General features: G+C 63.6%; 25 protein-coding genes. 11 read left to right on the top strand and 14 right to left on the bottom strand.

Annotation, left to right across the window (positions count from 1 at the left end; translation table 11 throughout):
• The first annotated feature begins 21 nt into the window (after positions 1-21).
• The gene (gene ubiA, locus JQK88_RS18815; protein ID WP_203279112.1) at positions 22-1,005 is read left to right on the top strand and encodes a 4-hydroxybenzoate octaprenyltransferase; all 984 of its coding nucleotides are present in this window, start codon (positions 22-24) and stop codon (positions 1,003-1,005) included.
• A 217-nt stretch (positions 1,006-1,222) separates the two neighbouring features.
• On the opposite strand, the gene JQK88_RS18810 is transcribed toward ubiA, so the two are convergent.
• The 3 genes from JQK88_RS18810 to JQK88_RS18800 form a co-directional block, all read right to left on the bottom strand.
• Positions 1,223-1,789, bottom strand: a complete 567-nt coding sequence (locus JQK88_RS18810) for a DUF6101 family protein (protein ID WP_192256257.1) — start codon at positions 1,787-1,789, stop codon at positions 1,223-1,225.
• Between the two features lie 185 nt (positions 1,790-1,974).
• On the bottom strand, positions 1,975-3,405 hold the full coding sequence (locus tag JQK88_RS18805) for an FAD-binding oxidoreductase (RefSeq protein WP_192256255.1): 1,431 nt from the start codon (positions 3,403-3,405) through the stop codon (positions 1,975-1,977).
• 18 nt (positions 3,406-3,423) lie between these two features.
• Positions 3,424-4,389 carry an L-threonylcarbamoyladenylate synthase gene (locus tag JQK88_RS18800; RefSeq protein ID WP_312037303.1) on the bottom strand — a complete coding sequence of 322 codons (966 nt, stop codon included), beginning with the start codon at positions 4,387-4,389 and terminating at the stop codon, positions 3,424-3,426.
• Between the two features lie 174 nt (positions 4,390-4,563).
• Between JQK88_RS18800 and JQK88_RS18795 the strand changes: the two genes are divergently transcribed.
• Both JQK88_RS18795 and JQK88_RS18790 read left to right on the top strand, forming a co-directional pair.
• Positions 4,564-5,037 (top strand): hypothetical protein, encoded by a 474-nt coding sequence (locus tag JQK88_RS18795; protein ID WP_192256253.1) that lies wholly within the window; start codon positions 4,564-4,566, stop codon positions 5,035-5,037.
• 141 nt (positions 5,038-5,178) lie between these two features.
• A complete protein-coding gene (locus JQK88_RS18790; protein WP_192256250.1) occupies positions 5,179-5,571 on the top strand; it encodes a hypothetical protein in 393 nt (130 codons plus the stop codon).
• 147 nt (positions 5,572-5,718) lie between these two features.
• Here the strand turns inward: JQK88_RS18790 and JQK88_RS18785 are convergent, their stop codons facing one another.
• The 4 genes from JQK88_RS18785 to JQK88_RS18770 form a co-directional block, all read right to left on the bottom strand.
• On the bottom strand, positions 5,719-6,009 hold the full coding sequence (locus tag JQK88_RS18785; RefSeq protein ID WP_192256248.1) for an ATPase: 291 nt from the start codon (positions 6,007-6,009) through the stop codon (positions 5,719-5,721).
• Positions 6,010-6,130: 121 nt separating this feature from the next.
• Positions 6,131-8,482, bottom strand: coding sequence for a glycine--tRNA ligase subunit beta (gene glyS / locus JQK88_RS18780; RefSeq protein ID WP_203279073.1), 2,352 nt, complete (start codon positions 8,480-8,482; stop codon positions 6,131-6,133).
• A gap of 68 nt (positions 8,483-8,550) precedes the next feature.
• A complete protein-coding gene (locus JQK88_RS18775; RefSeq protein WP_312037304.1) occupies positions 8,551-8,772 on the bottom strand; it encodes an endonuclease domain-containing protein in 222 nt (73 codons plus the stop codon).
• A 387-nt stretch (positions 8,773-9,159) separates the two neighbouring features.
• Positions 9,160-10,080, bottom strand: a complete 921-nt coding sequence (locus JQK88_RS18770; protein ID WP_192256837.1) for a glycine--tRNA ligase subunit alpha — start codon at positions 10,078-10,080, stop codon at positions 9,160-9,162.
• Between the two features lie 291 nt (positions 10,081-10,371).
• Here JQK88_RS18770 and JQK88_RS18765 point away from each other — a divergent pair, with 291 nt between their 5' ends.
• On the top strand, positions 10,372-10,833 hold the full coding sequence (locus JQK88_RS18765; protein WP_203279072.1) for a GNAT family N-acetyltransferase: 462 nt from the start codon (positions 10,372-10,374) through the stop codon (positions 10,831-10,833).
• Positions 10,834-10,884: 51 nt separating this feature from the next.
• Here the strand turns inward: JQK88_RS18765 and JQK88_RS18760 are convergent, their stop codons facing one another.
• The 5 genes from JQK88_RS18760 to JQK88_RS18740 all read right to left on the bottom strand — a co-directional run bounded on the left by JQK88_RS18760 (position 10,885) and on the right by JQK88_RS18740 (position 15,804).
• Positions 10,885-12,663, bottom strand: a complete 1,779-nt coding sequence (locus JQK88_RS18760) for a tetratricopeptide repeat protein (protein ID WP_203279071.1) — start codon at positions 12,661-12,663, stop codon at positions 10,885-10,887.
• 191 nt (positions 12,664-12,854) lie between these two features.
• Positions 12,855-13,271 carry a DUF1284 domain-containing protein gene (locus JQK88_RS18755; protein ID WP_192256240.1) on the bottom strand — a complete coding sequence of 139 codons (417 nt, stop codon included), beginning with the start codon at positions 13,269-13,271 and terminating at the stop codon, positions 12,855-12,857.
• 6 nt (positions 13,272-13,277) lie between these two features.
• Positions 13,278-13,877, bottom strand: coding sequence for a biotin transporter BioY (locus tag JQK88_RS18750; protein WP_203279070.1), 600 nt, complete (start codon positions 13,875-13,877; stop codon positions 13,278-13,280).
• 153 nt (positions 13,878-14,030) lie between these two features.
• Positions 14,031-14,699 (bottom strand): GntR family transcriptional regulator, encoded by a 669-nt coding sequence (locus JQK88_RS18745; RefSeq protein ID WP_203279069.1) that lies wholly within the window; start codon positions 14,697-14,699, stop codon positions 14,031-14,033.
• An 88-nt stretch (positions 14,700-14,787) separates the two neighbouring features.
• Entirely contained in the window at positions 14,788-15,804 is a 1,017-nt protein-coding gene (locus JQK88_RS18740) for a polyprenyl synthetase family protein (protein WP_192256836.1), read from the bottom strand.
• A 199-nt stretch (positions 15,805-16,003) separates the two neighbouring features.
• Here JQK88_RS18740 and JQK88_RS18735 point away from each other — a divergent pair, with 199 nt between their 5' ends.
• The 7 genes from JQK88_RS18735 to JQK88_RS18705 all read left to right on the top strand — a co-directional run bounded on the left by JQK88_RS18735 (position 16,004) and on the right by JQK88_RS18705 (position 20,334).
• Entirely contained in the window at positions 16,004-16,228 is a 225-nt protein-coding gene (locus JQK88_RS18735; RefSeq protein WP_112567065.1) for a putative signal transducing protein, read from the top strand.
• Positions 16,228-17,022, top strand: coding sequence for a tRNA1(Val) (adenine(37)-N6)-methyltransferase (locus tag JQK88_RS18730; protein WP_192256236.1), 795 nt, complete (start codon positions 16,228-16,230; stop codon positions 17,020-17,022). Before JQK88_RS18735 ends, JQK88_RS18730 begins: the two co-directional genes overlap by 1 nt.
• Before the next feature lie 178 nt (positions 17,023-17,200).
• Positions 17,201-18,058, top strand: a complete 858-nt coding sequence (locus JQK88_RS18725) for a S49 family peptidase (protein ID WP_192256234.1) — start codon at positions 17,201-17,203, stop codon at positions 18,056-18,058.
• A 72-nt stretch (positions 18,059-18,130) separates the two neighbouring features.
• Positions 18,131-18,316 carry a hypothetical protein gene (locus JQK88_RS18720; protein ID WP_112567004.1) on the top strand — a complete coding sequence of 62 codons (186 nt, stop codon included), beginning with the start codon at positions 18,131-18,133 and terminating at the stop codon, positions 18,314-18,316.
• Between the two features lie 26 nt (positions 18,317-18,342).
• The gene (locus JQK88_RS18715) at positions 18,343-19,236 is read left to right on the top strand and encodes a 4-(cytidine 5'-diphospho)-2-C-methyl-D-erythritol kinase (protein WP_203279068.1); all 894 of its coding nucleotides are present in this window, start codon (positions 18,343-18,345) and stop codon (positions 19,234-19,236) included.
• Positions 19,223-19,777 carry a molybdenum cofactor biosynthesis protein B gene (gene moaB / locus JQK88_RS18710; RefSeq protein ID WP_112567011.1) on the top strand — a complete coding sequence of 185 codons (555 nt, stop codon included), beginning with the start codon at positions 19,223-19,225 and terminating at the stop codon, positions 19,775-19,777. The genes JQK88_RS18715 and moaB overlap by 14 nt, the downstream gene beginning before the upstream one ends.
• A gap of 128 nt (positions 19,778-19,905) precedes the next feature.
• Positions 19,906-20,334 (top strand): GFA family protein, encoded by a 429-nt coding sequence (locus JQK88_RS18705; protein ID WP_192256228.1) that lies wholly within the window; start codon positions 19,906-19,908, stop codon positions 20,332-20,334.
• Here the strand turns inward: JQK88_RS18705 and JQK88_RS18700 are convergent.
• Together JQK88_RS18700 and JQK88_RS18695 are read right to left on the bottom strand one after the other, a co-directional pair.
• Positions 20,324-21,298, bottom strand: a complete 975-nt coding sequence (locus JQK88_RS18700) for a hypothetical protein (protein WP_192256226.1) — start codon at positions 21,296-21,298, stop codon at positions 20,324-20,326. The genes JQK88_RS18705 and JQK88_RS18700 overlap by 11 nt on opposite strands.
• Positions 21,299-21,450: 152 nt before the next feature.
• Positions 21,451-21,954, bottom strand: coding sequence for a glycosyltransferase (locus JQK88_RS18695; RefSeq protein WP_192256224.1), 504 nt, complete (start codon positions 21,952-21,954; stop codon positions 21,451-21,453).
• Positions 21,955-22,031 lie beyond the last annotated feature (77 nt).

The raw sequence follows: 22,031 nt of genomic DNA, 5'->3' as shown, positions 1-22,031 counted from the left end.
TGCTGCTGCCACTCCAGCACGATGGAAACCATCCAGTCGAAAGCGGCCCAGGGCCGCGTCGCCGACGCGCCGAGCGGCCATTGGGTCTACAAGATATTGCCGCGCTGGCTTTGGCCTTACGCGCAGCTTGCGCGCTGGGACCGGCCGATCGGCTGGCAATTGCTGCTATGGCCCTGCTGGTGGTCGGCAGCGCTTGCGGCCAGCGCCTATCCGCGCCCGACCGACCCGCTGCTGACGCTGCTGCCGTCGCCGTGGTTCCTGTTCCTGTTCTTTGTCGGCGCCGTCGCCATGCGCGGCGCCGGCTGCACCTATAATGACATTGTCGACCAGGACATCGACAACAAGGTCGAGCGCACGCGTTCGCGGCCGCTGCCGGCCGGCAAGGTGACCCGCCGCCAGGCCTGGGTATTCCTGGTCATCCAGGCGTTGCTCGGCCTTGTCGTGCTGTTGCAATTCAACGACTTCGCCATTCCGCTCGGCATCGTCTCTTTGGTGATCGTCGCCGTCTATCCCTTCATGAAGCGCTTCACCAACTGGCCGCAATTCGTGCTTGGGCTGGCCTTCTCCTGGGGCGCATTGATCGGCTGGGCGGTCGAGTTCGGCGATCTCGATGGCCCGGCCATCATGCTCTATATCGGCTCGATCCTGTGGGTGATCGGCTACGACACGATCTACGCGCACCAGGACAAGGAAGACGACGCCATTGTCGGCGTACGCTCGACGGCGCGGCTGTTCGGCGACAACACCAAGACCTGGCTGGTCGGGCTCTATGGCGGCACGCTGGTCTGCTTTGCCATCGCCTTTGCCGCGGCGCAAGCGCCGGTGGTGGCGCTGGCCGGGCTGATCGCCGCCGGCGCGCATATGGCGCGGCAGATTGCGGTTCTGGATATCAACGATCCCGACCAGTGCCTGCGGCTGTTCAAATCGAACAACCAGGTCGGCTGGCTGATCTTCCTGGGCCTGATCGGCGGATCGCTGTGGGTGGCGCTGAAGCCGCTGGTTTAGTCTCCCTTCTCCCCGTCACTATACGGGGAGAAGGTGGCGGCAGCCGGATGAGGGGCAGCGCCAAGCTTCGAGGCAAGGTGAAATTCGTTGAAGTAGAAAACCAGCGTGGTCAGCGCTGCCCCTCATCGCCTTGCCGGGCACTTCTCCCCGTATAGTGACGGGGAGAAGAAGGCTGTCATTGGCGGTTTCGCCAATCGCCGGCGCGTGTGAAGAGAAACTACTCCCGCGAAATGATCTCTTCGCCGTCGATGACCAGTCGCAGGCCGAGATCGCCGGCCCTGCGGCGGGCGAGGAAGCGCGGACGGCGCGTGGTCGAGACCCGGCCCTTGCGGCGATCCTTGGCCGGCAGCGCCTTGATGGCGGCGCCGAGCGATTCTTCGAGCGTGCGGGCAATACCGTCGGATTCGATCAGCAGCATCTGCAGCCGATAGGCATCGGCCCAGGCGCGCCAGTCGGCGGCGACGTCGTCGAGATCGTCGGCCACCAGCAGCGGCACCGACAGCATCGGGTCGTTGTGCAGGAGTTCCAGGGTTACCGTGACATTGCCTTCCGGATCCTCCATCGCGCGGGCAGCGACGCCGCGAAACGCATTGGCGGGCAGTGCGATGATCGCCGGCACGCCGCTCATCTCGAGCGTGCGGCGAATGACGGCGCCTCGTTGGTCGATGGTGAAGGTAACGTCGCCATAGTCGTCGCGCGTGGCATAACTCACCACTTGCGGCAGGCGGAATGGGTCAAGACGCATGTTGCGCCCGGCCCAGACGGGCTTCAGTACACTGTTCATCTACTGCCTTCCTGTGTTTCTCCTGAGAGCCGTTTTGCGGTTCTCACCGGGCCAGTTTTCCCGGCCTCGTTATGGCGAAACAGTAGCGCCGGCTCCTTACCGCTGCGCTTAAGAAAGTCGGTTAAATTTTGCTGATCTCAGTGGATGGTTATCGGAATGAGACCAGCCACAAGATGCTGAAAGGATCAGATAACCTTACCGGGATTCATGATCCCGGCCGGGTCGAAGGCGGCCTTCACCCGGCGCATCAGGTCGATCGCCATTGGCGGCGCGGTGGCGATCAGCTCATCACGCTTCAACTGGCCAATGCCGTGCTCGGCCGAGATCGAACCGTGGAAGGCGCGCACGACATCGTGCACGGCATGGTTCATGGCGTGATAGAGGCCGAGAAACGCTTCATCGTCACCTCCCTCCGGCCGGGAGATGTTGTAGTGGAGATTGCCGTCGCCCATGTGGCCGAAGCAGACGACGCGCGCCTGCGGGCTGACCGAGGCGACAGCGCCGGCAGCCTTGGCGATGAACGCCGGTATGGATGCCACCGGTACCGAAATGTCATGCTTGATCGAAGCGCCTTCGGGCTTTTGCGAATCCGGCAGCACCTCGCGAAAATTCCAGAAGGCGTCGCCCTGCGCCAGGCTTGCGGCGATCACCGCGTCGCCGACAATGCCTTGCTCGAGACCTTCCGACAGCACCTCCTCGATCAGCCCCCTGGCGTCCTCGGCCGAGCGGCCCGACGACACCTGCATCAGCACATACCAGGGCCAGTCCTCGGCCAGTGGCCGGGTGACGCCCTGCGCGTGGCGCAGCGTGAAATCATAAGGACGCTGGCCGATCAGTTCGAAGGCGGTGAGTGCCGCCCCTGCCCGATCCATGGCCAGGCTGAACAATGACAGCGCGGCTTCCGGCGACGACAGGCCGGCAAAGGCGACTTCACGGCCCTTGGGCTTCGGGAACAGTTTCAGCACCGCCGCAGTGATGATGCCGAGCGTGCCTTCGGCGCCGACGAACAGGTTCTTCAGATCGTAGCCGGTGTTGTCCTTCTTCAATTTGCGCAGATCGTCGAACACCTCGCCGGTCGGCAGCACCACTTCAACGCCGAGGCAGAGTTCGCGCGCATTGCCATAGGCAAGCACCCCGGTGCCGCCTGCATTGGACGAGAGATTGCCGCCGATCTGGCAGGAGCCCTGCGCGGCAAGCGACAGCGGAAACAGACGATCGGCGGCGTCGGCCGCTTCCTGCAGCGTCTGCAGGATGACGCCGGCCTCGACGGTCACCGTGTTGGAGAACACGTCGATCTCGCGGATGCGGTTCAGCCTCGACAGCGACAGCACGATCTCGCGACCGGACGCGTCCGGGACCTGGGCGCCGACCAGCCCGGTGTTGCCGCTCTGCGGCACGACGGGCGTTCCCGTATCGCTCGCCAGCCGCATGATCCGGCTGACCTCGTCGACGCTGCCGGGCCGCAGCACGAGCCCTGTCCTGCCGTGCCACAGGCCGCGACGCTCGGTGAGGTAGGGCGCGATATCGGCCTGGTCACGCAGTGCATATTTGTCGCCGACGATTGCGGCGAAGCGGTCGATGAGGGCGGGGTCGAGATCGAAGGGTGCGTCGTTCATGGGCAGAAACTATGGCGCTCAGTCGAGCTTGTCACGTGGGGCGGCGGCACGAATCAGCCGGTCGTTGATCGCCTCGCCCAGCCCATCGACCGGGATCGGCTCGACGGCGATCGTCGCCGCACCACTGCGGTCGAGCTCCTGCAGATGGGCGAAGAGATTGCTTGCGGCTTCGCGCAGGTCGCCTGATGCGGACAGGTTGCGCAAGGCGACGGCCGCTTGCCAGCCCTCGGCGCGGTCACCACCAAAGGCCAACAAGGCCTCGCCTTCGGCCACCTTTTGTGCATTGAGCCGCACCGATGCGCCCGGGGCATAATGCGACGCCAGCATGCCTGGCGCCTCGATGCCTGATATGGCGCCGCGCAGCAACTTGGTACCGACGGCCGTCTCGATGTCGGCGGCGGCGATGCCGCCCGGCCTCAGCAGCCGCACGATGTTGCCTTCGACCTTGACGATGGTCGATTCCAGCCCGACCGGAGTGGCCCCGCCATCGACCACCAGCCGGATTCTCGCACCGAGATCGGCCGCTACGGCTTGCGCCGTGGTGGCGCTGATCTTGCCCGAAGAGTTCGCGCTGGGCGCGGCCAGTGGCCGGCCGAGTCTTGCGATCAGCTCGCCGCCGAACCCCCTGGGCATGCGCAGCGCGATCGTATCCAGCCCGGCGGTGACCAGCGGATGGATGCCGTTACCGGCCTGCTGCGGCAACACCAGCGTCAGCGGCCCCGGCCAGAACATCTCGGCCAGGCGTTTCGACATCGGATCGAAGATCGCAATGCGCTCGGCCATGGCGAGATCGGCGACATGGGCAATCAGCGGGTTGAAGCGCGGCCGGCCCTTGGCTTCGAAGATGCGAGCGACGCCAACGCCATTGGTGGCGTCGCCGGCCAGCCCGTAGACGGTCTCCGTCGGGATGGCGACGACGTCGCCGCCCTCGAGCAGCGCCAGCGCCCGTTCCATCGCTTCGCCGACGGGTAGTATCTCAGCCACTCGCATCACCTCACAGGCGCCGGACCTAATACGGCAGTGATTTTCGGGCAAGCCGGCGTTGGCGAATTATCAATGCCTAAAATGTTATGTTTCCCTGCAAGCCGGCATCAATCCACTGGGGGTAAGGGTTTCTGAGTCAAGGCTGGCGGCTTGTTGGGCAAGGGGATGGTTTCGATGTCGATGCGTGTGCTTGGAGCGCTTGGTTTTACCCTGGCGGCGATGACCGGTGGGGCGCAGGCCTCGTCGATCGTCTTTCTCGGCGTCTCGAAATCCACGCCATCGGTCATCAAGGTCGGCACACCCGAACCGATGAAGATCGCCTCGTCGCCATCGATCGTCGCGCTTGGCGATCCGCAACCCGACGTAACCTATGAAAAGGTCGCGGCGATTCCCGAAAAGCCCAGGCATGGCCAGGCCCCGATGATCATTCGCGGCGGCATCGTCGGCGGCGCGTTCGCCGCGCCGGCACCGGCCAAGGCAACCGCCACCGCTACCGCGGCACCCACAGCGGATACGAAGCCCGCGGCAGAGACCGCACCCGCCGGGACGGCGACGGCGTCGAACGGCAAGCCCGAGTCGCAGCCGGCGGCGCCACAGCCGGCGGCAACGCCGCAGCAGCCGATCCAGGGCGTCGGCAAAGCCGAGTAAGCCATTCGGCCGAAACAGTCGGCCAGTCCGCTTGACGCCGATCGACGCCCCGGCGCACGATCGGCCTGGCGGCGGCGGCCCCAATTTCGCTAATCGGTTTTGGCACGAGCGCGCCGGGTTTCAAGTGAGCAAGGGGGTATCATGAACAAGGCGAAATCATTGACCGTGGCCGGCCTGTTGCTGGCGTCATTTCTGGGCGTCGGCAGCGCGCAGGCCGGTGACGACATGCTGGGGTCCTATGTCGCGCGTATTTCCGATCGCGACCACCATGCCAGCGACGGCTACGAGCTGAGCAGTGCGGCGCAGATGGTGCGGCAGGACCGCGCCAACTGGCACAAGTTTCACCGGCGCGACGCCGACGACCAGGGCGACGACTGGTTCGGGAGCAATGACGACCGCGCGTATCTGGAGCGCATGCTGAAGCGCAGCGGCGCCATGAGTTCCTCGACACGGCGCGCCATCGTCAACGGCGAGCCGCTGATCCAGGTCGACGTCTATTCAGACAGCGTGCATGTCAGCATTTTAGAGGATTGACTTCGTCAACCTCGGGAGGACTGACAAAGTCAGCCTCGGGAGGACTGACAAAGTCAGTTTCAAAAGGACCGACAAGGTCGGCCTCAAGAACAAGAAGGGCGGTGTGTGAACGCCGCCCTTCTTGCTTGATGCCAGTCGCCTGAAAGCTCAGGCAGCTTCCTTCTTGTCGTCGCCGTCTTCGGACTCTTCTTTGTCGTCGTCTTCGTCTTCGTCGTCTTCCTCGTCCTCATCGTCGTCGGAAGAAGCGGTGGTTTCGTCACCTTCTTCATCGTCCGATTCGTCGCTGTCTTCGTCATCGCTTTCCTCGTCATCCGACAGGTCGGCGGCCTCGATCGCCGTGGCGGCGGCATGGTCGAGAATGTTTTCGGAAGCGGATTCAAGCGCCTCGGGAGTGCCCGAGGTTTCTTCTGTCACTTCGATGTCGTGAGCGGAATTCATGGAAGCCTCCGTGGGGGTTGGGAACATGTCCTTTTTGCCACGGAGAGATCATCGCCATATGACTGTAAGCCGGCTCGAACGGCCGGCGGCGGAGAAAATTTTTGGCGTTATTCCCGCGCCTTTAGCCAGCTATTCTGGAGAAATCCGCGACCTGATCGGTGGCCGCGCGGATGCGGGCGAGCAGCGCCAGGCGGTTGGCGCGCATGGCCTGGTCTTCATCATTCACGAGAACGCGTTCAAAGAATGAATCAACGGGTTCACGCAACACGCTAAGCGCCAGCATGGCGGCGGAAAAGTCTTCGTTTTGAATCGCTTCGCCGGCTTGCTTCTCAGCCTGATTCACCGCCGCAAACAACGATTTCTCGGCCTCTTCGCGAAACAGCGTCGGCTCAACGGTTTCGGCGATGGCCGTTTTCTTCTTCTCCTCGGCAGCCAGAATGTTGGCCGCGCGCTTGGTCCCGGCGAGCAGGTTCTTGCCGTCCTCGGTGTCGAGGAAGGAGCCCAGCGCTTCGACGCGGCGCACGATCTGCAAGAGGTCGTCCGACTGCGGCGTGATGACCGCGTCGATAAGATCGTGGCGGGCGCCCTGATCGCGGAGATAGACCTTCAGGCGGTCGTGGAAGAAGGCGAGGAGATCGGAGCGATATATCTGCTCCGCCTTCACTTCCAGCGTTGCAGCAGCATTCTTATTGAGATAATTCGCCCACTCGTAAGCGCTCTCGAAGATGGATGTCAGCGCTAAACGGATACGGTTCTCAATCAATATTCTAACCACGCCCAGCGCCGCCCGTCGCAAAGCGTAGGGGTCCTTCGAACCGGTCGGCTTTTCATCGATCGCCCAGAACCCGACCAGCGTATCGAGCTTGTCTGCGAGTGCGACAGTGATCGAAACCGGATCAGCTGGTACACGGTCTGATGGGCCTTGCGGTTTGTAGTGCTCTTCAATGGCCGCAGCCACCGTCGGATGCTCGCCCTGCAGCAGCGCGTATTTGCGGCCCATGGCGCCTTGCAGTTCGGGGAACTCACCGACCACTTCGGTTGTCAGATCGGCCTTCGACAGCACAGACGCACGCCCGGCGAGCGCGGTAATCTCCCCCCTTGAGGGGGAGATGTCGCCGAAGGCGACAGAGGGGGTCGTCTCGCGTGAAGCGCTGACTCCCTCTTTCTTCGAGAGGCCAGACCGCGTCGCGGCAGCCGAAGCGACCCCCTCTTGCCTGCCGGCCATCTCCCCCTCAAGGGGGGAGATTGACTGCGCCACTGTTGGCGCCAGCTCTTCGGCCAGCCGCTTGATCCGCTCCACCCGCTCGCCTTGCGTGCCGAGCTTGGCGTGGAAAGTCACATTGAGATGGTCGAGGCGGGCCATGCGCTGGTCGAGCGGCTTTTTCAGATCGAGTCCGAACTTCTTCGCCGATGCCTCGAGCTGCTCCAGATCGGGCAGATCGCCCTGGTCCGTCCTCCAGAAATAGAGCGCGTCCGACAGGCGCGCGCGCACCACCTTGCCATTGCCGTGGGCAATCTCCTTGCCGCCATCCTTCGCCTCGATGTTGGCGGTGAGAATGAAGCGGTTGGAGAGGTTTTCGCCATCGCCCTGCGGGCGGGTGACAAAGCATTTCTGGTTGGCGCGGATGGTCAGCCGGACAACTTCAGGCGGAATGGCGAGAAAGGCCTGCTCGAATTCGCCCATCAGCACCACCGGCCATTCGACAAGGCCCGACACTTCTTCCAGCAGCCCTTCGTCCTCGACCAGATCGAGCCCGTTGGCGAAGGCGAGGTTGCGGGCGTCCGCCAGGATGATCTCCTTGCGGCGGTCGCCATCGAGCACGACCTTGGCCGCTTCCAGCTTGGTCACGTAATCGTCGAAGCGGCGCACGGTGATTTCACCGGGCGCCATAAAACGGTGGCCGTAGGTGACGTTGCCCGAGCGGATGCCGTCGATCTCGAAATCGACCACGACCGGCTCCTCGGTCTCGGGACCGAAAGTGCACAGGATCGTCTGCAGCGGCCGCACCCAGCGCAGCGAGCCGGGCTTGGCCGAAGCCGGCCCCCAGCGCATCGATGTCGGCCAGGGGAAGCTGCGGATGATGGCCGGCACCAGTTCGGCGATGATCACTTCCGCCGCCCTGCCCGGCTTCGAAATATGGGCGACGTAGAAATCGCCCTTCTTCGGGTCGGAATGGACATGGGCTTCGGCAACCGAGGCAAGGCCTGCCTTGCGCAGAAATCCCTGCACCGCCTGTTCCGGCGCCGTCGTCGACGGCCCCTTGATCTCTTCGTGGATATCCTTCGAACGCGCGGTCAGCCCCCTGATATCGAGCGTGAGGCGCCGCGGCGTCCAATATTCGCGCGCCGCGTCATAGGTCAGGCCCGCCTCTACCAAACCGTCGGTCAGCATCTTCCTGAGATCGCCCGCCGCCTTGCGCTGCATGCGGGCGGGTATTTCCTCGGAGCGAAGTTCTAAGAGCAAGTCAGGCATGGTTAAGCTCCCACCCTCCCCTTGATGGGGAGGGTCGGCGCGTAGCGCCGGGGTGGGGTGGCGACCTCTCAGCCGCCGATACCTTCGGCACCATCGCGCAAACGCAGGTGTGATTTCCGTTCTTCCACCGCCGCATAGATTGTATCGAGTACGGAATCCAGTTCGTTTTTGATTTCATGGTTCCAGAAGCGGATGACTCTGTAGCCCTGGCTTTCAAACCATCTGGTTCTCGCTTCGTCATGACTCTGTTGATCATCAAAACCGTGGTGGAAACCATCTACCTCGACGATCAGCTATCACCCCCACCCGCCGCTTCGCGGCGACCTCCCCCATCTAGGGGGAGGTAGGGGCGCACAGCAACTCGGCTGGTCGCTGTTTCCAGAAATTCTCAGCACCCTGTCGGGACGTGCCGACCCCGCCCGTCCTTGGATCAAAGATTTCCATGAACCAAATGCAGCGCTGAAGCGACCAACGCTCAGGCAGGGACCTATTGGCTGAACGACCATGAAAACGGCATCGAGACTTCTTCAGATCATCGCGCTCAGCGCCTGTTTCGCCGCGCAGGCCCATGGCGCCTTCTCGATGCCGGGCGTGCGGCAGGCCATGCGGACGATCGATAGCGCAAGCGCTCAAGGCGCAAAGCCGAGCGCCGCCACCATCCAAATCGCAGCCTTGAGCTAGGCCGCCAGTCCGCCGGCTTGAGTCAGCAAAAACGCCTCGCCGCAGGCTTTCGCCAGATTGCGTACGCGCAGGATGTAACTCTGTCGCTCGGTCACCGAAATCACGCCGCGCGCATCGAGCAGGTTGAAGACATGGCTTGCCTTGATGCACTGGTCGTAGGCCGGGAAGACCATGCGGTGCATCGGCAGATTGTCGTTCGAGGCCGGAGCGCCGGCCGCCAGCAGCGCCTTGCATTCGGCTTCGGCGTCCTCGAAATGCCGGAGCAGCATGGCGGTGTTGGCATATTCGAAATTGTGCCTGGAATATTCCTGTTCGGCCTGCAGGAAGACCTCGCCGTAGGTGACTTTTTCAGCACCTTCGCGACCGTTGAAGTTGAGGTCGTAGACATTGTCGACGCCCTGCACATACATGGCCAGCCGCTCCAGGCCGTAGGTCAGTTCTCCGGCCACCGGCGCGCATTCGATGCCGCAGACCTGCTGGAAATAGGTGAATTGCGATACTTCCATGCCGTCGCACCAGCACTCCCAGCCAAGTCCCCAGGCACCCAGCGTCGGGCTTGCCCAGTCGTCCTCGACGAAGCGGATGTCGTGCAGCAGCGGATCGACGCCGATCGCCTCGAGCGAGCCGAGATAGAGCTCCTGCAGATTCGGCGGGTTGGGCTTCAGGATCACCTGATACTGGTAATAATGCTGCAGCCGGTTGGGGTTTTCACCATAGCGGCCGTCCTTCGGCCGGCGAGAGGGCTGGACATAAGCGGCGTTCCAGCCGCGGGGTCCGAGCGCGCGCAACGTGGTTGCCGGATGAAAGGTGCCGGCGCCGACCTCCATGTCATAGGGCTGCAGGATGACGCAACCATAGGCGGCCCAGTAATTGTGCAGGGTCAGGATCAGCCCCTGGAACGAGCGGCTGGGATGCATATGGTCTGACGTCACGGCGGCCTCGCAAAGCGCGAAAAAGAAGACATTCCCTTAAAGCATGATCCCGAAAAGTGGAAACCGGTTTTCGGGATCATGCTCTAAAAAGCAACTGGATCAGGTCGACGATTCAACCGAACGTCGGCCCGATCCAGTTGCCGGGCCGGCAAGCGTCAAGGCAGCGCCTTACGCCGCCTTGCCCGAGAGGTTGAACGCTTTGCTTCTCGCTGGCCCATTGCCGGACGGCGCCGACGGCAGTCTGCTGAGCTCAGTTCCACCGACAAAGGTTCAGCCATGCAAGGCCAGTCCATCGTGCGCCCCGTCACGCGGCAGGATTACGAGCAATGGCTGCCGCTGTGGGACGGATACAACGCTTTTTACGGCCGCTCGGGAGAAACCGCCCTGCCCGGCGACATCACCGCAATGACCTGGTCGCGCTTCTTCGATGCCTATGAGCCAATGCATGCGCTGGTGGCCGAGAGCGAAGGCAAGCTTCTCGGCCTTGTGCACTATCTCTACCACCGCACCACTACGGCGATTTCGCCGAACTGCTATCTGCAGGACCTTTTCACCACCGAAGCGTCGCGCGGCAAAGGCGTTGGCCGGGCGCTGATCGAAGGCGTGTACGAGCGGGCGCAAGCCGCAGGCTCGGGCCGCGTCTACTGGCTGACGCACGAGACCAATCACACGGCGATGAAGCTTTACGACAAGATCGGGGAGCTTTCGGGGTTTGTCGTCTATCGAAAAATGTTCTGAAAATAAAAACGGGGCCTAGCGAGCCCCGTTTAATCAGACGTATGACTTGCCTCACCCCTTCGGCGCAGGCGCCGGTGCGACCGGCTTGACCTTCGGGGTTTCCTGCGCGGTGTTGGATTCGATCGGCGGCAGCCCCTTCATCAGTTTCTGCTGCAAGGTGGCAAGCACATCGGGATCGGGCTTCAAGTCACGCGCCTGGTTCCACTGGAAGGTGGCTTCGAGCTTGCGGCCGACGCGCCAGTAGGCATCGCCGAGATGGTCGTTGAGCACCGGATCTTCCGGCTTCAGCGACACGGCGCGCTCCATTTCGCGCACGGCGTCGTCGAACCGGCCCATGCGGAAATAGGCCCAGCCCAGCGAATCGACGATGTAGCCATCGCTTGGCCTGAGGTCGACGGCCTTCTGGATCATCGCCAGGCCTTCCTTGAGGTTCATGTTCATGTCGACCCAGGAATAGCCGAGATAGTTCAACACCTGCGGCTGGTCGGGGAACAGTTCCAGCGCCTTGCGGAAATTCGGTTCGGCCTTCGGCCATTCCTTCAGCCGCTCATAGGCGATGCCGCGCTGGTAATAGATGTTCCAGTTGGCATTGGTCGGCGTCTTCAGCACCGCGACCGCCTTATCGTAGAGGGTGGCGGCGGAGCGGAAATCCTCCTTCGAGGCATAGACCCCGCCCAGCGCCAGATAGGCGCGCATGTCGTCGGGGTGGGCGTCGACGAAGGCCTTCAGATGGGCGATCGCCTCATCGTGACGGTTAAGATCGGCAAGGTTGAGGCCGAGCTGCAAGTCGGAAAGCTCCTTCAGCGGCGAGGAGGCCGGAATACGGCGATAGAGCGCAATGGCGCCTTCGCCGTCCTTCAGCTGCTCCGCAACGGCGGCAAGCTGTACCAAAGCGGCGTCGCTGTCGGGCTTCAGCGCCAGCGCATATTGCAGATAGAGGCGCACGAAGGGCTCGCCGCCGCCGCGATTGAGCGCGATGGCGAGGTCAAGCAGGATTTCGGAGGCGCCTTCCGACGGGCTGGAGACGAAGGGCTCGATCTTGTCGCCCTTGGTGATCCTGTCGCGAAGCGCCTGGATGTCCAGCTTGCCGGGCGCGAACGCCTCGGCCTTGTCGAGCACGTAGAGCGCCTTGTTCTTGTCGCCCTTGCGGGCCAGGAAAGACGCATAAGCCTGGGCGTTGCGCATCCATGTCTCGGGCGCAGCACCGCCGGCCGTGGTGTCGGTCAGGGTCGCGTCATAGAGCGCATCGGCCTTGTCCGACATGCCTGAGGCATCGGCGATCAGCGCGCGGTGGAAGGACTTGAACAGACCGAACCAGTCAGGCCCCTGCAGCTTGTCGATGGAGGCCATCGCCTCGGTGGCATTGCCGGCGCCCTCTTGTGCCCAGCCAGACATGACGCCGGAAATCAACCGGTCGAGATCGGATTCGAGCGACAGCTTGAGCCAGTACTGCGCCTTGGTGAAATCCTTCTTGTGGAAGGAATCGACCGCCAGCGCCAGCCGCGAGAAGCGCTCGACATCGGGAACTTCCTTGAGCTTGTCGGCATAGACAAGCGATTCCTCGAAGCGCCCCTGCGCGATCAGCGACAGCATCAGGCTCTGCTGCAGCGAGGTGTCGCCGGGATTGAAAGCCAGCGCCTGCTTGTAATAGGCGATGGCATTGTCGAGGTCGTTGTCGCCTTCGGCGATGCGGGCGGCGAGATAGGCGCCCGAGAAGGATGTGATCTTGACCGGGTCGGTCGATTCCTTGGCGTAGGCGGGCAGCGGAGAAATCGCCATCCCTGCCACAATTGCCAGCCCCGCGAGCCAGCGCGCACGTCCTTGCCGCATCGTATCCCTTTCAGCCAGACGCGACCCGCAAACAGGCGGGACCGCCATAGACTCGATGTTTCCGGACAAAGCATGGCCTTTTTGGGGTCAGGCTTCAATCCGGGCCGAATTCACAATCGGGTCACCCGATTAACAAACCATGGCAACGCACACACTGTCGGTTCGGGATAATAGCAGATCAGGGTTGGGAGCTACACCCTGACATCGCGATATCCGCCTGCCGCGACAGTGCTGCACAGGCCGGCCCACTCGCAACCCTGGCAGGCCTCACGCGTCACGCCGGTTGAAAAGGCGGCGCGCAGGCTGGCGAGCGTTGCCGCGTCGAGGCTGAAGCTGGCGCCGGCCTGGATCGGCCGGGCCAGCAGTTTACCGACGTCGCGTGCCGCCAACTCGTCCCGGCCGGCGGCGCTTTCCCCCGAACAGTGGGATTCGGCCTCGCCGAGCATCGGCTGGCAGATGTCGTCTGGGCCGGAGACGATCAGAACATCCTCGCCCCGGCCAAGACGTTTCGCGATCGCGTCATAGTTGGCGATGAAAGCTGCGCTGTACCCTTTGCCGACATAGGTCAGCAGGCAAAGCAGATGATGGGAGCGCAGTCTGACGGTCATCGGTCCTTATGATGCCTTCCCAGCCGGTTCGGTCTTATTGCCGGAGAAGAGCTTGAGTGTCGCGGCGCCGAGCGCCGACTTCAGCAGACCGCCGACGAGGAACGGCAGGAAACCGAAGGTGATGGCCTGTTCGAGGCCGATCATGACGGCGAGCCAGGCGGTGCCGAGAACCAGACAGGCGAGGTTGCCGAGGACCATGGCGGCGAAGGCGAGCAGCACGCGGCTGCCATTCCAGCCACGCTCGGCCAGCCAGCCGACGAGCGCGCCGACAAGCGGGAAGGCGAAGAGATAACCGCCCGTTGGTCCGACGAAATGCGACGCACCCGCAGCCCCTCCGGCCAGAACCGGAAGGCCTACGGCGCCCTCGACGAGCCAGGCCGCAATGGTAATGGCGCCAAGCCGCCAGCCATAGAGCGCGCCGATCAGCGTCACGGCGAAAGTCTGCATGGTTACCGGGACCGGGACCATCGGCACTTCGATGTAGGACGACAGCGCCAGAAACAGCGTGCCGAGGACGACGGCTCCGACCTGCCAGCCAAGCGAGCGGGTCTGCAGGCGCAACGGGCTGAAGGAGGGCTTGGCGGGCGAAAAAGCGATGTCGGTCATGGCGGCTTCCCTGGCTGGTTTCAAATTATAGATAATTTTGTTGTTCGATCTATTATCGAATCCATATTTGCACGGGGATGGCAACCCCTCGCCCTGAAAAAGGCTGGGAGCCCATCCGAAATAGCGTTGATCGTAGATCCGCGTCCCGCGCGGCTAGCCGACGATGGCGAAGGCTTCGCGCATCTTGCCGGAGGCGGTCTTGACCGGCTTCTGGCCGATCCACTGCACGTGCCGGCCAAGGGTGGCAGCGGCCGATTCGATGTTGCCTTGCCTGAGGGCGTTGAGAATTGCGCGGTGATCCTGGTCGGTGCGGATTTCCCATTCCGAGCGCCAGGCGGCGAACAGGAAGCGCGCGCTTGCCGCATGCAAATCGTCGATGGTGGCGATGAGCCGCGGCATGCCGCAGGGCGCCAGGATCAGCCGGTGGAAAGTGCGGTTGGCCTCCTCCCAGGAGCGGACATCGCGGGATTTGTCGCCGGCCTTTGTGGCTTCTTCGGCAAGGTTGAGAATGGCCGCCGTCAGGTGCGGCGCGGCGTTGCGCAGCGCCAGAACTTCGAGCGCCGCCCGCATTTCGGCGACTTCCCTGACCTCGCCGAGGTCGAAAGCAGCGACGCGCACGCCTCGCCTGGGCTCGCCGATTGCCAGCCCCTGCGCCTCCAGACGCCGGAAGGCCTCGCGCACCGGGACATGGCTGGTCTGGAATTCCTCGGCGATGTGATCCTGCCGCAGCCGCGCCCCCGGCTCGATCGCGCCCGATATGATGCGGTCGGCCAGCACCTTGCTGATGCGCACGGCTATGGTGTCGTCTGCGGTCTTTGCCATGTTTTATAGATAATTTGCGGCGTGCCGCTTTGTCGAGCCGGCCGCTGTGCGATTTCGCGGCAAAATCGCTCGGCGCGCCAGGCGCCGGTCAGTTCACCCGGCTGATGCAGAAGTCGATGACGTCGATCAGCGCCGATTTCTGCGGCGTCGCTTCCAGCGGCGCCAGCGCGTCGCGGGCGATCTCGCCGAAATGGCGGGCTCGCCCGATCGTGTCGGCAATCGCGCCATGGCGGGTCATCAGGCCGATCGCCTTTTCCAGCCCGGCATCGTCGGTGACATTGTCCTCGATGGCGCGCTTCCAGAAGGTACGTTCGGCCTTGGTGCCACGCCGGTAGGCGAGGATCACCGGCAGCGTCACCTTGCCCTCGCGGAAATCGTCGCCGACATTCTTGCCCAGCTCCAGGCTGGAGCCGCCATAATCCAGCGCATCGTCGATGAGCTGGAAGGCAAGGCCGAGATTCATGCCGTAGGAGCGTAGTGCGGCGCGATCGTTGCGCGTCGCCAGCGCGATGACTGGGCCAACCTCGGCGGCGGCCGAGAACAGTGCGGCGGTCTTGGCTTTGATGACGGCGAAATGCTCGTCCTCGGTGGTGTCGAGGTTCTTGGCGGCGGCCAGCTGCATCACCTCGCCCTCGGCGATGATGGAGGCGGCGCTGGACAGGATGTCGAGCGCTTCGAGCGAGCCGACATCGACCATCATGCGGAAAGCCTGGCCGAGCAGGAAATCGCCGACCAGCACGCTGGCCTGGTTGCCCCAGATCATGCGGGCGGTCTTCTTGCCGCGGCGCATGCCGCTCTCGTCGACGACATCGTCATGGAGCAGCGTGGCGGTGTGCATGAACTCGACCGAGGTGGCGAGCTTGACGTGGCCCTCGCCGGAATAGCCGAACATCTGGGCGGCGGCGAGCGTGAGCATGGGGCGCAGCCTTTTGCCACCCGACGAGATCAGATGGTTGGCGACCTCCGGAATCATCTCGACGTCGGAGCCGGCCTTGGACAGGATCAATTCGTTGACGCGGCCCATATCGGCTGATGTCAGCTCGATGAGATCCTTGATGGAAGCGGGTTCCCGCTTCCCGTTTTCGATGTTGAGAACGACACCCACCAACAAACACTCCCGTCTTGATCACGTGTGCGACGGCACCCTGGTCCCACCCCGGACTCTAGGGCGGCACATACCGGCACGGCAAGAGGCGAATTGGCGCGGCTGCGGTGACGACGTGTCAACCCCTAGAGCCGCTTCATACTTTTCGGCACCATGCTCCAGCGTTTACATCAACGATGCAACCTGCGAACTTCGTCCGATGATAGAACTCGTCCGCACCAACGATGCCGTGATCATCTCCTTTGTCGAATCGCTGATGCGCGATGCCGGGATTGCCTGCTTCGTCGCCGATCAGAATATGAGCATTCTCGAAGGGTCGATCGGTCTTTTGCAGAAGCGCGTCATGGTCGACGCCGACCAGGCCGATCAGGCGCGGCGTATCCTGAAAGACGCCGGCATCGAGAACGAAATCCGCCAGAAATAATGGCTGAAGCGAGCGCCCTCGCCGGTGACACGCCGGCCCACACGGTCGATGCCTTCCATCGCGGCCGCTTCTGGCTGGTGCAGCCCACGACCGGCCATCGCGCCGGCATGGACGCCATGATGCTGGCGGCGGCGGTGCCGTCCGCCTTTGCCGGGCGGCTTGCCGATTTCGGCGCCGGCGCGGGCGCCGCGGGCCTGGCCGTGCTGTCTCGCTGCCCAGCGGCTGAGGTCGTGCTTGTCGAACGCTCGACCGAGATGGCGGGGTTCGCCGCGACGACACTCGCCCATCCCGGCAATGCACATCTCGGCAACCGCGCCTCGGTGTTGACAGCCGATGTCACGCTGTCGGGCCGGGCGCGCACGCAGGCCGGCCTTGCCGACAATTCCTTCGACTTCGTCATCATGAACCCGCCTTTCAACGGGGCGCAAGACCGCGCCACGCCCGATCCGCTGCGCCGGCAGGCGCATGTGATGGAAGACGGGCTGTTCGAGAACTGGATCAGAAGTGCGGCCGCGGTGGTCAGGCCGCGCGGCGGCCTGGCCGTCATTGCGCGGCCCGAACAGCTCGGCGACCTCCTCGATGCGATGTCGGGCCGCTTCGGCGACGCCGAGATGCTGGCCGTCCATCCGCGGCCGGAAGCAGCCGCGATCCGCATTATCGTCAGGGCAGCGCTCGGCGCGCGCGGCAAATTGTCGATCCGCCCGCCTTTGATGCTGCATGCCACGACAGGCGACGGCCCGTCGGAACGGACCGAGATGATCAACAACGGACTGGCATCGCTGTTCAGCGATTGATTTGGGGCTGAGCATGCCGTTGCCGCAAAGCGGCAGCGCGACATGCATTCGCCCCAAAACCGCGGCATTGCCGTTGGCCAGCAAATCCCTACATGCCCAGAGCAAGATCCGCGCCGCCCGAGGAATTTCTTCCAAAACTGATCTATCTTGCTCTTTTGCCACTGGAGACAGCCACCTCGTGAAACGCCTTTTCAACCGCCTGCTGCCGAAATCCTGGCGCTCCAGTGTCGTCACCATTCCCGTCATCAGGCTGCACGGCACGATCATGGCCGGTGGCGGCCAGTTCCGACCGAGCCTGTCGCTCGCCTCCACAGCCGCCCTCATCGAAAAGGCGTTCCTGTTCGACGCGCCGGCCGTCGCCATCTCGATCAATTCGCCCGGCGGCTCGCCGGTGCAGTCGCGGCTGATCTTCAAGCGCATCCGCGACTTGGCGGTCGAGAAGAACAAAAAGGTACTGGTCTTCGTCGAGGACGTGGCGGCCTCGGGCGGCTACATGATCGCGGTTGCCGGCGACGAGATCTTTGCCGATCCGTCCTCCATCGTCGGTTCGATCGGCGTGGTCTCGGCCTCGTTCGGTTTTCCCGAACTGATGAAGAAGATCGGCGTTGAGCGCCGCGTCCACACCGCCGGTCAGAACAAGGCGGTGCTCGATCCGTTCAAACCGGAGAAGAAGGAAGATATCGAGCGCCTGAAGGCGCTGCAGCTCGAAGTGCACGAGACCTTCATCGACCTGGTCAAGGAGCGCCGCGGCAGCAAGCTGAAGGACGATCCGGACCTGTTCACCGGCCTGTTCTGGACCGGCAAGAAGGGGCTGGAGCTTGGCCTTGTCGATGCGTTGAACGATATGCGAACCGTGCTCAAGACCCGTTTCGGGGCGAAAACCCAGCTTCGGCTGATCACGGCCCCGCGCGGCCTGTTCGGCCGCATCGGCCTGTTCGGCTCGAACTTTTCGGCGCCCGATATTGCTGCCGCTGCCGCCAGCGGCATGATCGATGCGGCGGAAGAGCGCGCATTATGGGCGCGCTTCGGGCTTTGAAAAAGCGGGGAAAGCGTCTAGCATGAGGGCTTGACAGTCTGCCTTGCCGCCTTGCGAGGGAGGAGTTTTGAGATGCCGCAGATCATTTTCTTCGCGATTGTCGGCGCCGCCGCCTATTTCGGCTACCGCACCTTCATCCGCGAGGCCGAGCGCGTGACCGCTAAGGTCCGGCGCACCGAAAAGCAGGCGGCCAACGGCGCCAACGGCACGCTGGTCAAGGATCCCAAGACCGGCGAATACCGCCTGGCCAAGGACTGAGCATCATCCCGTCAACAGCCGACACTGTGGATGCCGCAGCCCGGACATGGCTGGCACCCGCCAAGATAAATCTGGCGCTGCATGTCACCGGCAGGCGTGCCGACGGCTATCATCTGCTTGAGAGCCTGGTCGTTTTCACCCGCTTCGGGGACAGGGTCGAGATCGAACCTGCCGACAGCGACCGGTTCTCCGCAGCGGGCCGCTACGCGACTTCCGTGCCTGTCGACGACAGCAATCTGGTGGTGAGGGCGCGCGAGGCGCTGCGCAGCCGGGCAGGCCAGCAGAGCACGCCGCCGGTTGCCGTCCGGCTGGAAAAGAACCTGCCGGTCGCCTCCGGTGTCGGCGGCGGTTCGAGTGACGCCGCGGCGGCGCTGCGCGGTCTCGTCCGGACATGGGGGCTCGACATCGGCGAGGCCGAACTGGTGCGGATTGGTCTCACGCTCGGCGCCGATGTGCCGATGTGTCTTTCCGCAAAACCGCTTGTCGCGCGCGGTGTCGGCGACGAGCTGTCACTGGTGCCGGATTTTCCCGCGCTCGCTTTGGTGCTGGTCAATCCCGGGGTCGCCGTTTCAACGCCCGACGTCTTCAACGCGCTCGAGAAACGCGACAATGAAGCACTGCCGCCGTTGCCGCGCGGCTTCGACTTCCACAGCATGCGCAACTGGCTGGAGATCACCCGCAACGATCTCGGAGCCCCGGCGCAGGCGATCCAGCCGCCCATCGGCAGAGCGCTTTCCCTGTTGAACCGGGCCGGGTCGGGATTCTCGCGCATGTCGGGGTCCGGCGCGACATGCTTCGGCCTGTTCGAGACCGGCAATGTCGCCAAGCGCGCCGCCGCCGAGATCCGCAGCCGCGAACCGGACTGGTTCGTTGCGGCGACGCGCAGCATCGCTTCGGAGGGAATTGATGGCCAAAATTGACGAGAGCCGCCCCTTCATCCCGGTGCGCATCGCGGTGCTGACGGTTTCCGATACGCGCAGCCTCGCCGACGACAAATCCGGCCAGACGCTGGCCGATCGCATCACCGAGGCCGGCCATGTCCTCGCCGCGCGCGACATCGTCACCGACGATCGTGAAAAGATCCGCGATACGGTCCTGGCATGGTCCCGGGACAAGGAGATCGATGTCGTCATCACCACCGGCGGCACCGGCTTCACCGGCCGCGACGTGACGCCGGAGGCGCTGGAGCCGATCTTCGAAAAGCGCATGGACGGCTTTTCCGAAGTGTTTCATCGCATTTCCTACGACAAGATCGGCACCTCCACCGTCCAGAGCCGGGCGACCGGCGGCGTCGTCAACGCCACCTTCGTCTTCGTGCTGCCCGGCTCGCCCGGCGCCTGCAAGGACGCCTGGGACGGCATCTTGAAGCCGCAGCTCGACTACCGCCACATGCCCTGCAACTTCGTCGAGATCATGCCTCGCCTGGACGAGCATTTGCGGCGCGGCAAGGCCGGCTCGTAAAGCAAGGCGGATAGCGGTTCAGCGCTGCTTTTGTCAGGCGGAATGGCAGCTACGCCTTCGAGAGGTCATTTCCTGCGAGTTGCCGAAGGCGTAGTCTGCGGCCAAGTCACTCAAGGCGGAATGATCCGATGAGAACGTATCACGGCGGCTGCCATTGCGGCGCCATCCACCTGACATTCGAAACTGGCATCGAACCATCCGACATGGAGATCCGCGCCTGCCAATGCGCGTTCTGTGTCCGGCATGGCTCGCGCGCTGCCGCTGACCCGCAGGGACGGTTGATCGTCTCCGTCGAGGATGAAGCCCGACTGCACCGATACCGGTTCGGATTGCGCACCGCCGACTATCTCATCTGCCGCGACTGCGGCGTCTATGTCGCGGCAGTGACCACCGATGGTGGCGACCCGAGGGCGATCGTCATCGTCAATGCGCTGGACGACCGATTGCGGTTCAGCCGCGAGCCGGTTCCAATGGACTATGATGCCGAGAGCCGCGAGGGCCGCATCGCCCGGCGGCAGGCGCGCTGGATGCCGGTGGAGATCAAGGTCAGCGGATGACCGGTTCGCCGTGGAAGCGGCGGCGCGAGGGCGGCGATACGCCGAAGCCGACCTCCATCATCAGCCGCGGCGTGCGTGACGGCACGGTGCCCATGTGGAAGCCAAACGGGTCCTCGACAAAGCCGAGACCTGCCTCGCCGGTCAGCGTGACCGGGCTGTCGTCGCCATAGACCTTGAGCACCTCTTCCGCCGGATGGCCGACCAGCAGCGTCAGCTGGTGCTTGAGGCTGCGCATGTTGTGGCTGCCCCTCACGTACACATGCGGGCCCGTGCCGGCATCGCAAGGCTTCAGGTAGAAGAAGAATTTCAGCATCCGCCAGTCGTCGAGATCGAAATGGTATTTTCCGAGGGAGGCAAGGTTCTTGTCGGCATCGGAGGCCTCGCCGGTCGGAAAGCTCCACCAGACGCGCGTCGTGATCAGCTTTGCCTGCCCGCCGAGATAGTGCTGGGCGATGTCGAGCAGAAGCGGATCGCTCTGGATGGCGAGCGCCGCCTTGCAGCCGAGGATGCGCTCGAAATAGTGGCCGCTGAGCAAGGAGCGGTCGAAACGCTTCTCGGCCTCGCCATGATCCCCAGGCATGAATTCGAGCCGGCGATCGAAATTGCCGAAGCATGGCGTGCTTTGCGCGAAGCTGGCGATCTCCTCATGGATCGCCTGCGGCAGCATCAGACCAGAGAACAACCCATCGCTGCGCAGCGTTTCGACGATCGAGTTGAGCTCGACGCCCTTGAACATCGTAGCTCCGACACTCTGCGCCGGGCGCGCGGCTTTGGCGCCCAGCCAGTGCAGCTTGCGCGCCGGCATGGTGCGGGCAAGCACGAACATTGGCAGCCAGGCCGGGTTCTCGCGCATATCCTTGAGATAGGTCGGGATGCGCACGGCGATGCGGCGGAGCAGGCTGCCATTGCGGGCAATGGCTTCCAGGCTGGCGGCGCCGGATTTGTCAGGGGTCGAAAGGTTCATCGGGGTCCTCAGGTATGAGCGGCAGCCGACGAAAAAACGGTTTCTACCGCTCCCGCATTACCCAAACCCTGATATCCCGCATCGATGGAATGCTAATCCCACGTCAGATTTTGTGCAATGCACAATAGCGGCAGTCGCCGCAAAATTCGGTGTTATTTCTTCGGCGCCACCCAGATTTCGGCGTCCAGCCGCCTGGTGGCAAGACCGCGCGCAAGAGCTTCGGCGCTGTGCGCGTTCTTCGACAGGGAAGCGGCCTGCCGCTTGCTGATGACCAGCCCTTCGGCCAGCGCGCGGTTTCCCTGGAGAACCCGCGCCAGGAACGGTGTGCGGCTGCCGCGCGAACGGGAAAAGCGCGCCGGCATGGTTTGCCGCGCCGTGTGGGCGACAACGTCATCGGTCCAGCCTTCCGAAAGCCGCGCGCCAGGTTCCAGAAACAGCAGCCAGTCGCCTTTCGCCTGCCGGATCCCGGCTGGAATGCCGCCGGCGACGAAGTGACAGCCGGCGTGATCGGCGACACGATGCGTCTGGTCGGTCGAGCCGGTGTCGCAGACGATGACATCGCGCACCACGCCCTCGACCGCACCGCCGATCAGCGAGGCGAGCGTGCGGGCAAGGCCCTCTTCGTCATCTCGGGTTTCGATAAGAACGCTAAGCATATTTAGCCGAATAGCGGAAAGCCTGGCGCAGCGCCAGTTTTGCATTGCACAATAAAAAAGTTCTTGCTTTGTTCTCG

The sequence above is a fragment of the Mesorhizobium caraganae genome, from assembly GCF_016836705.1.
GTDB lineage: Bacteria > Pseudomonadota > Alphaproteobacteria > Rhizobiales > Rhizobiaceae > Mesorhizobium > Mesorhizobium caraganae.
This window is presented reverse-complemented; position numbering and strand designations above follow the sequence as displayed.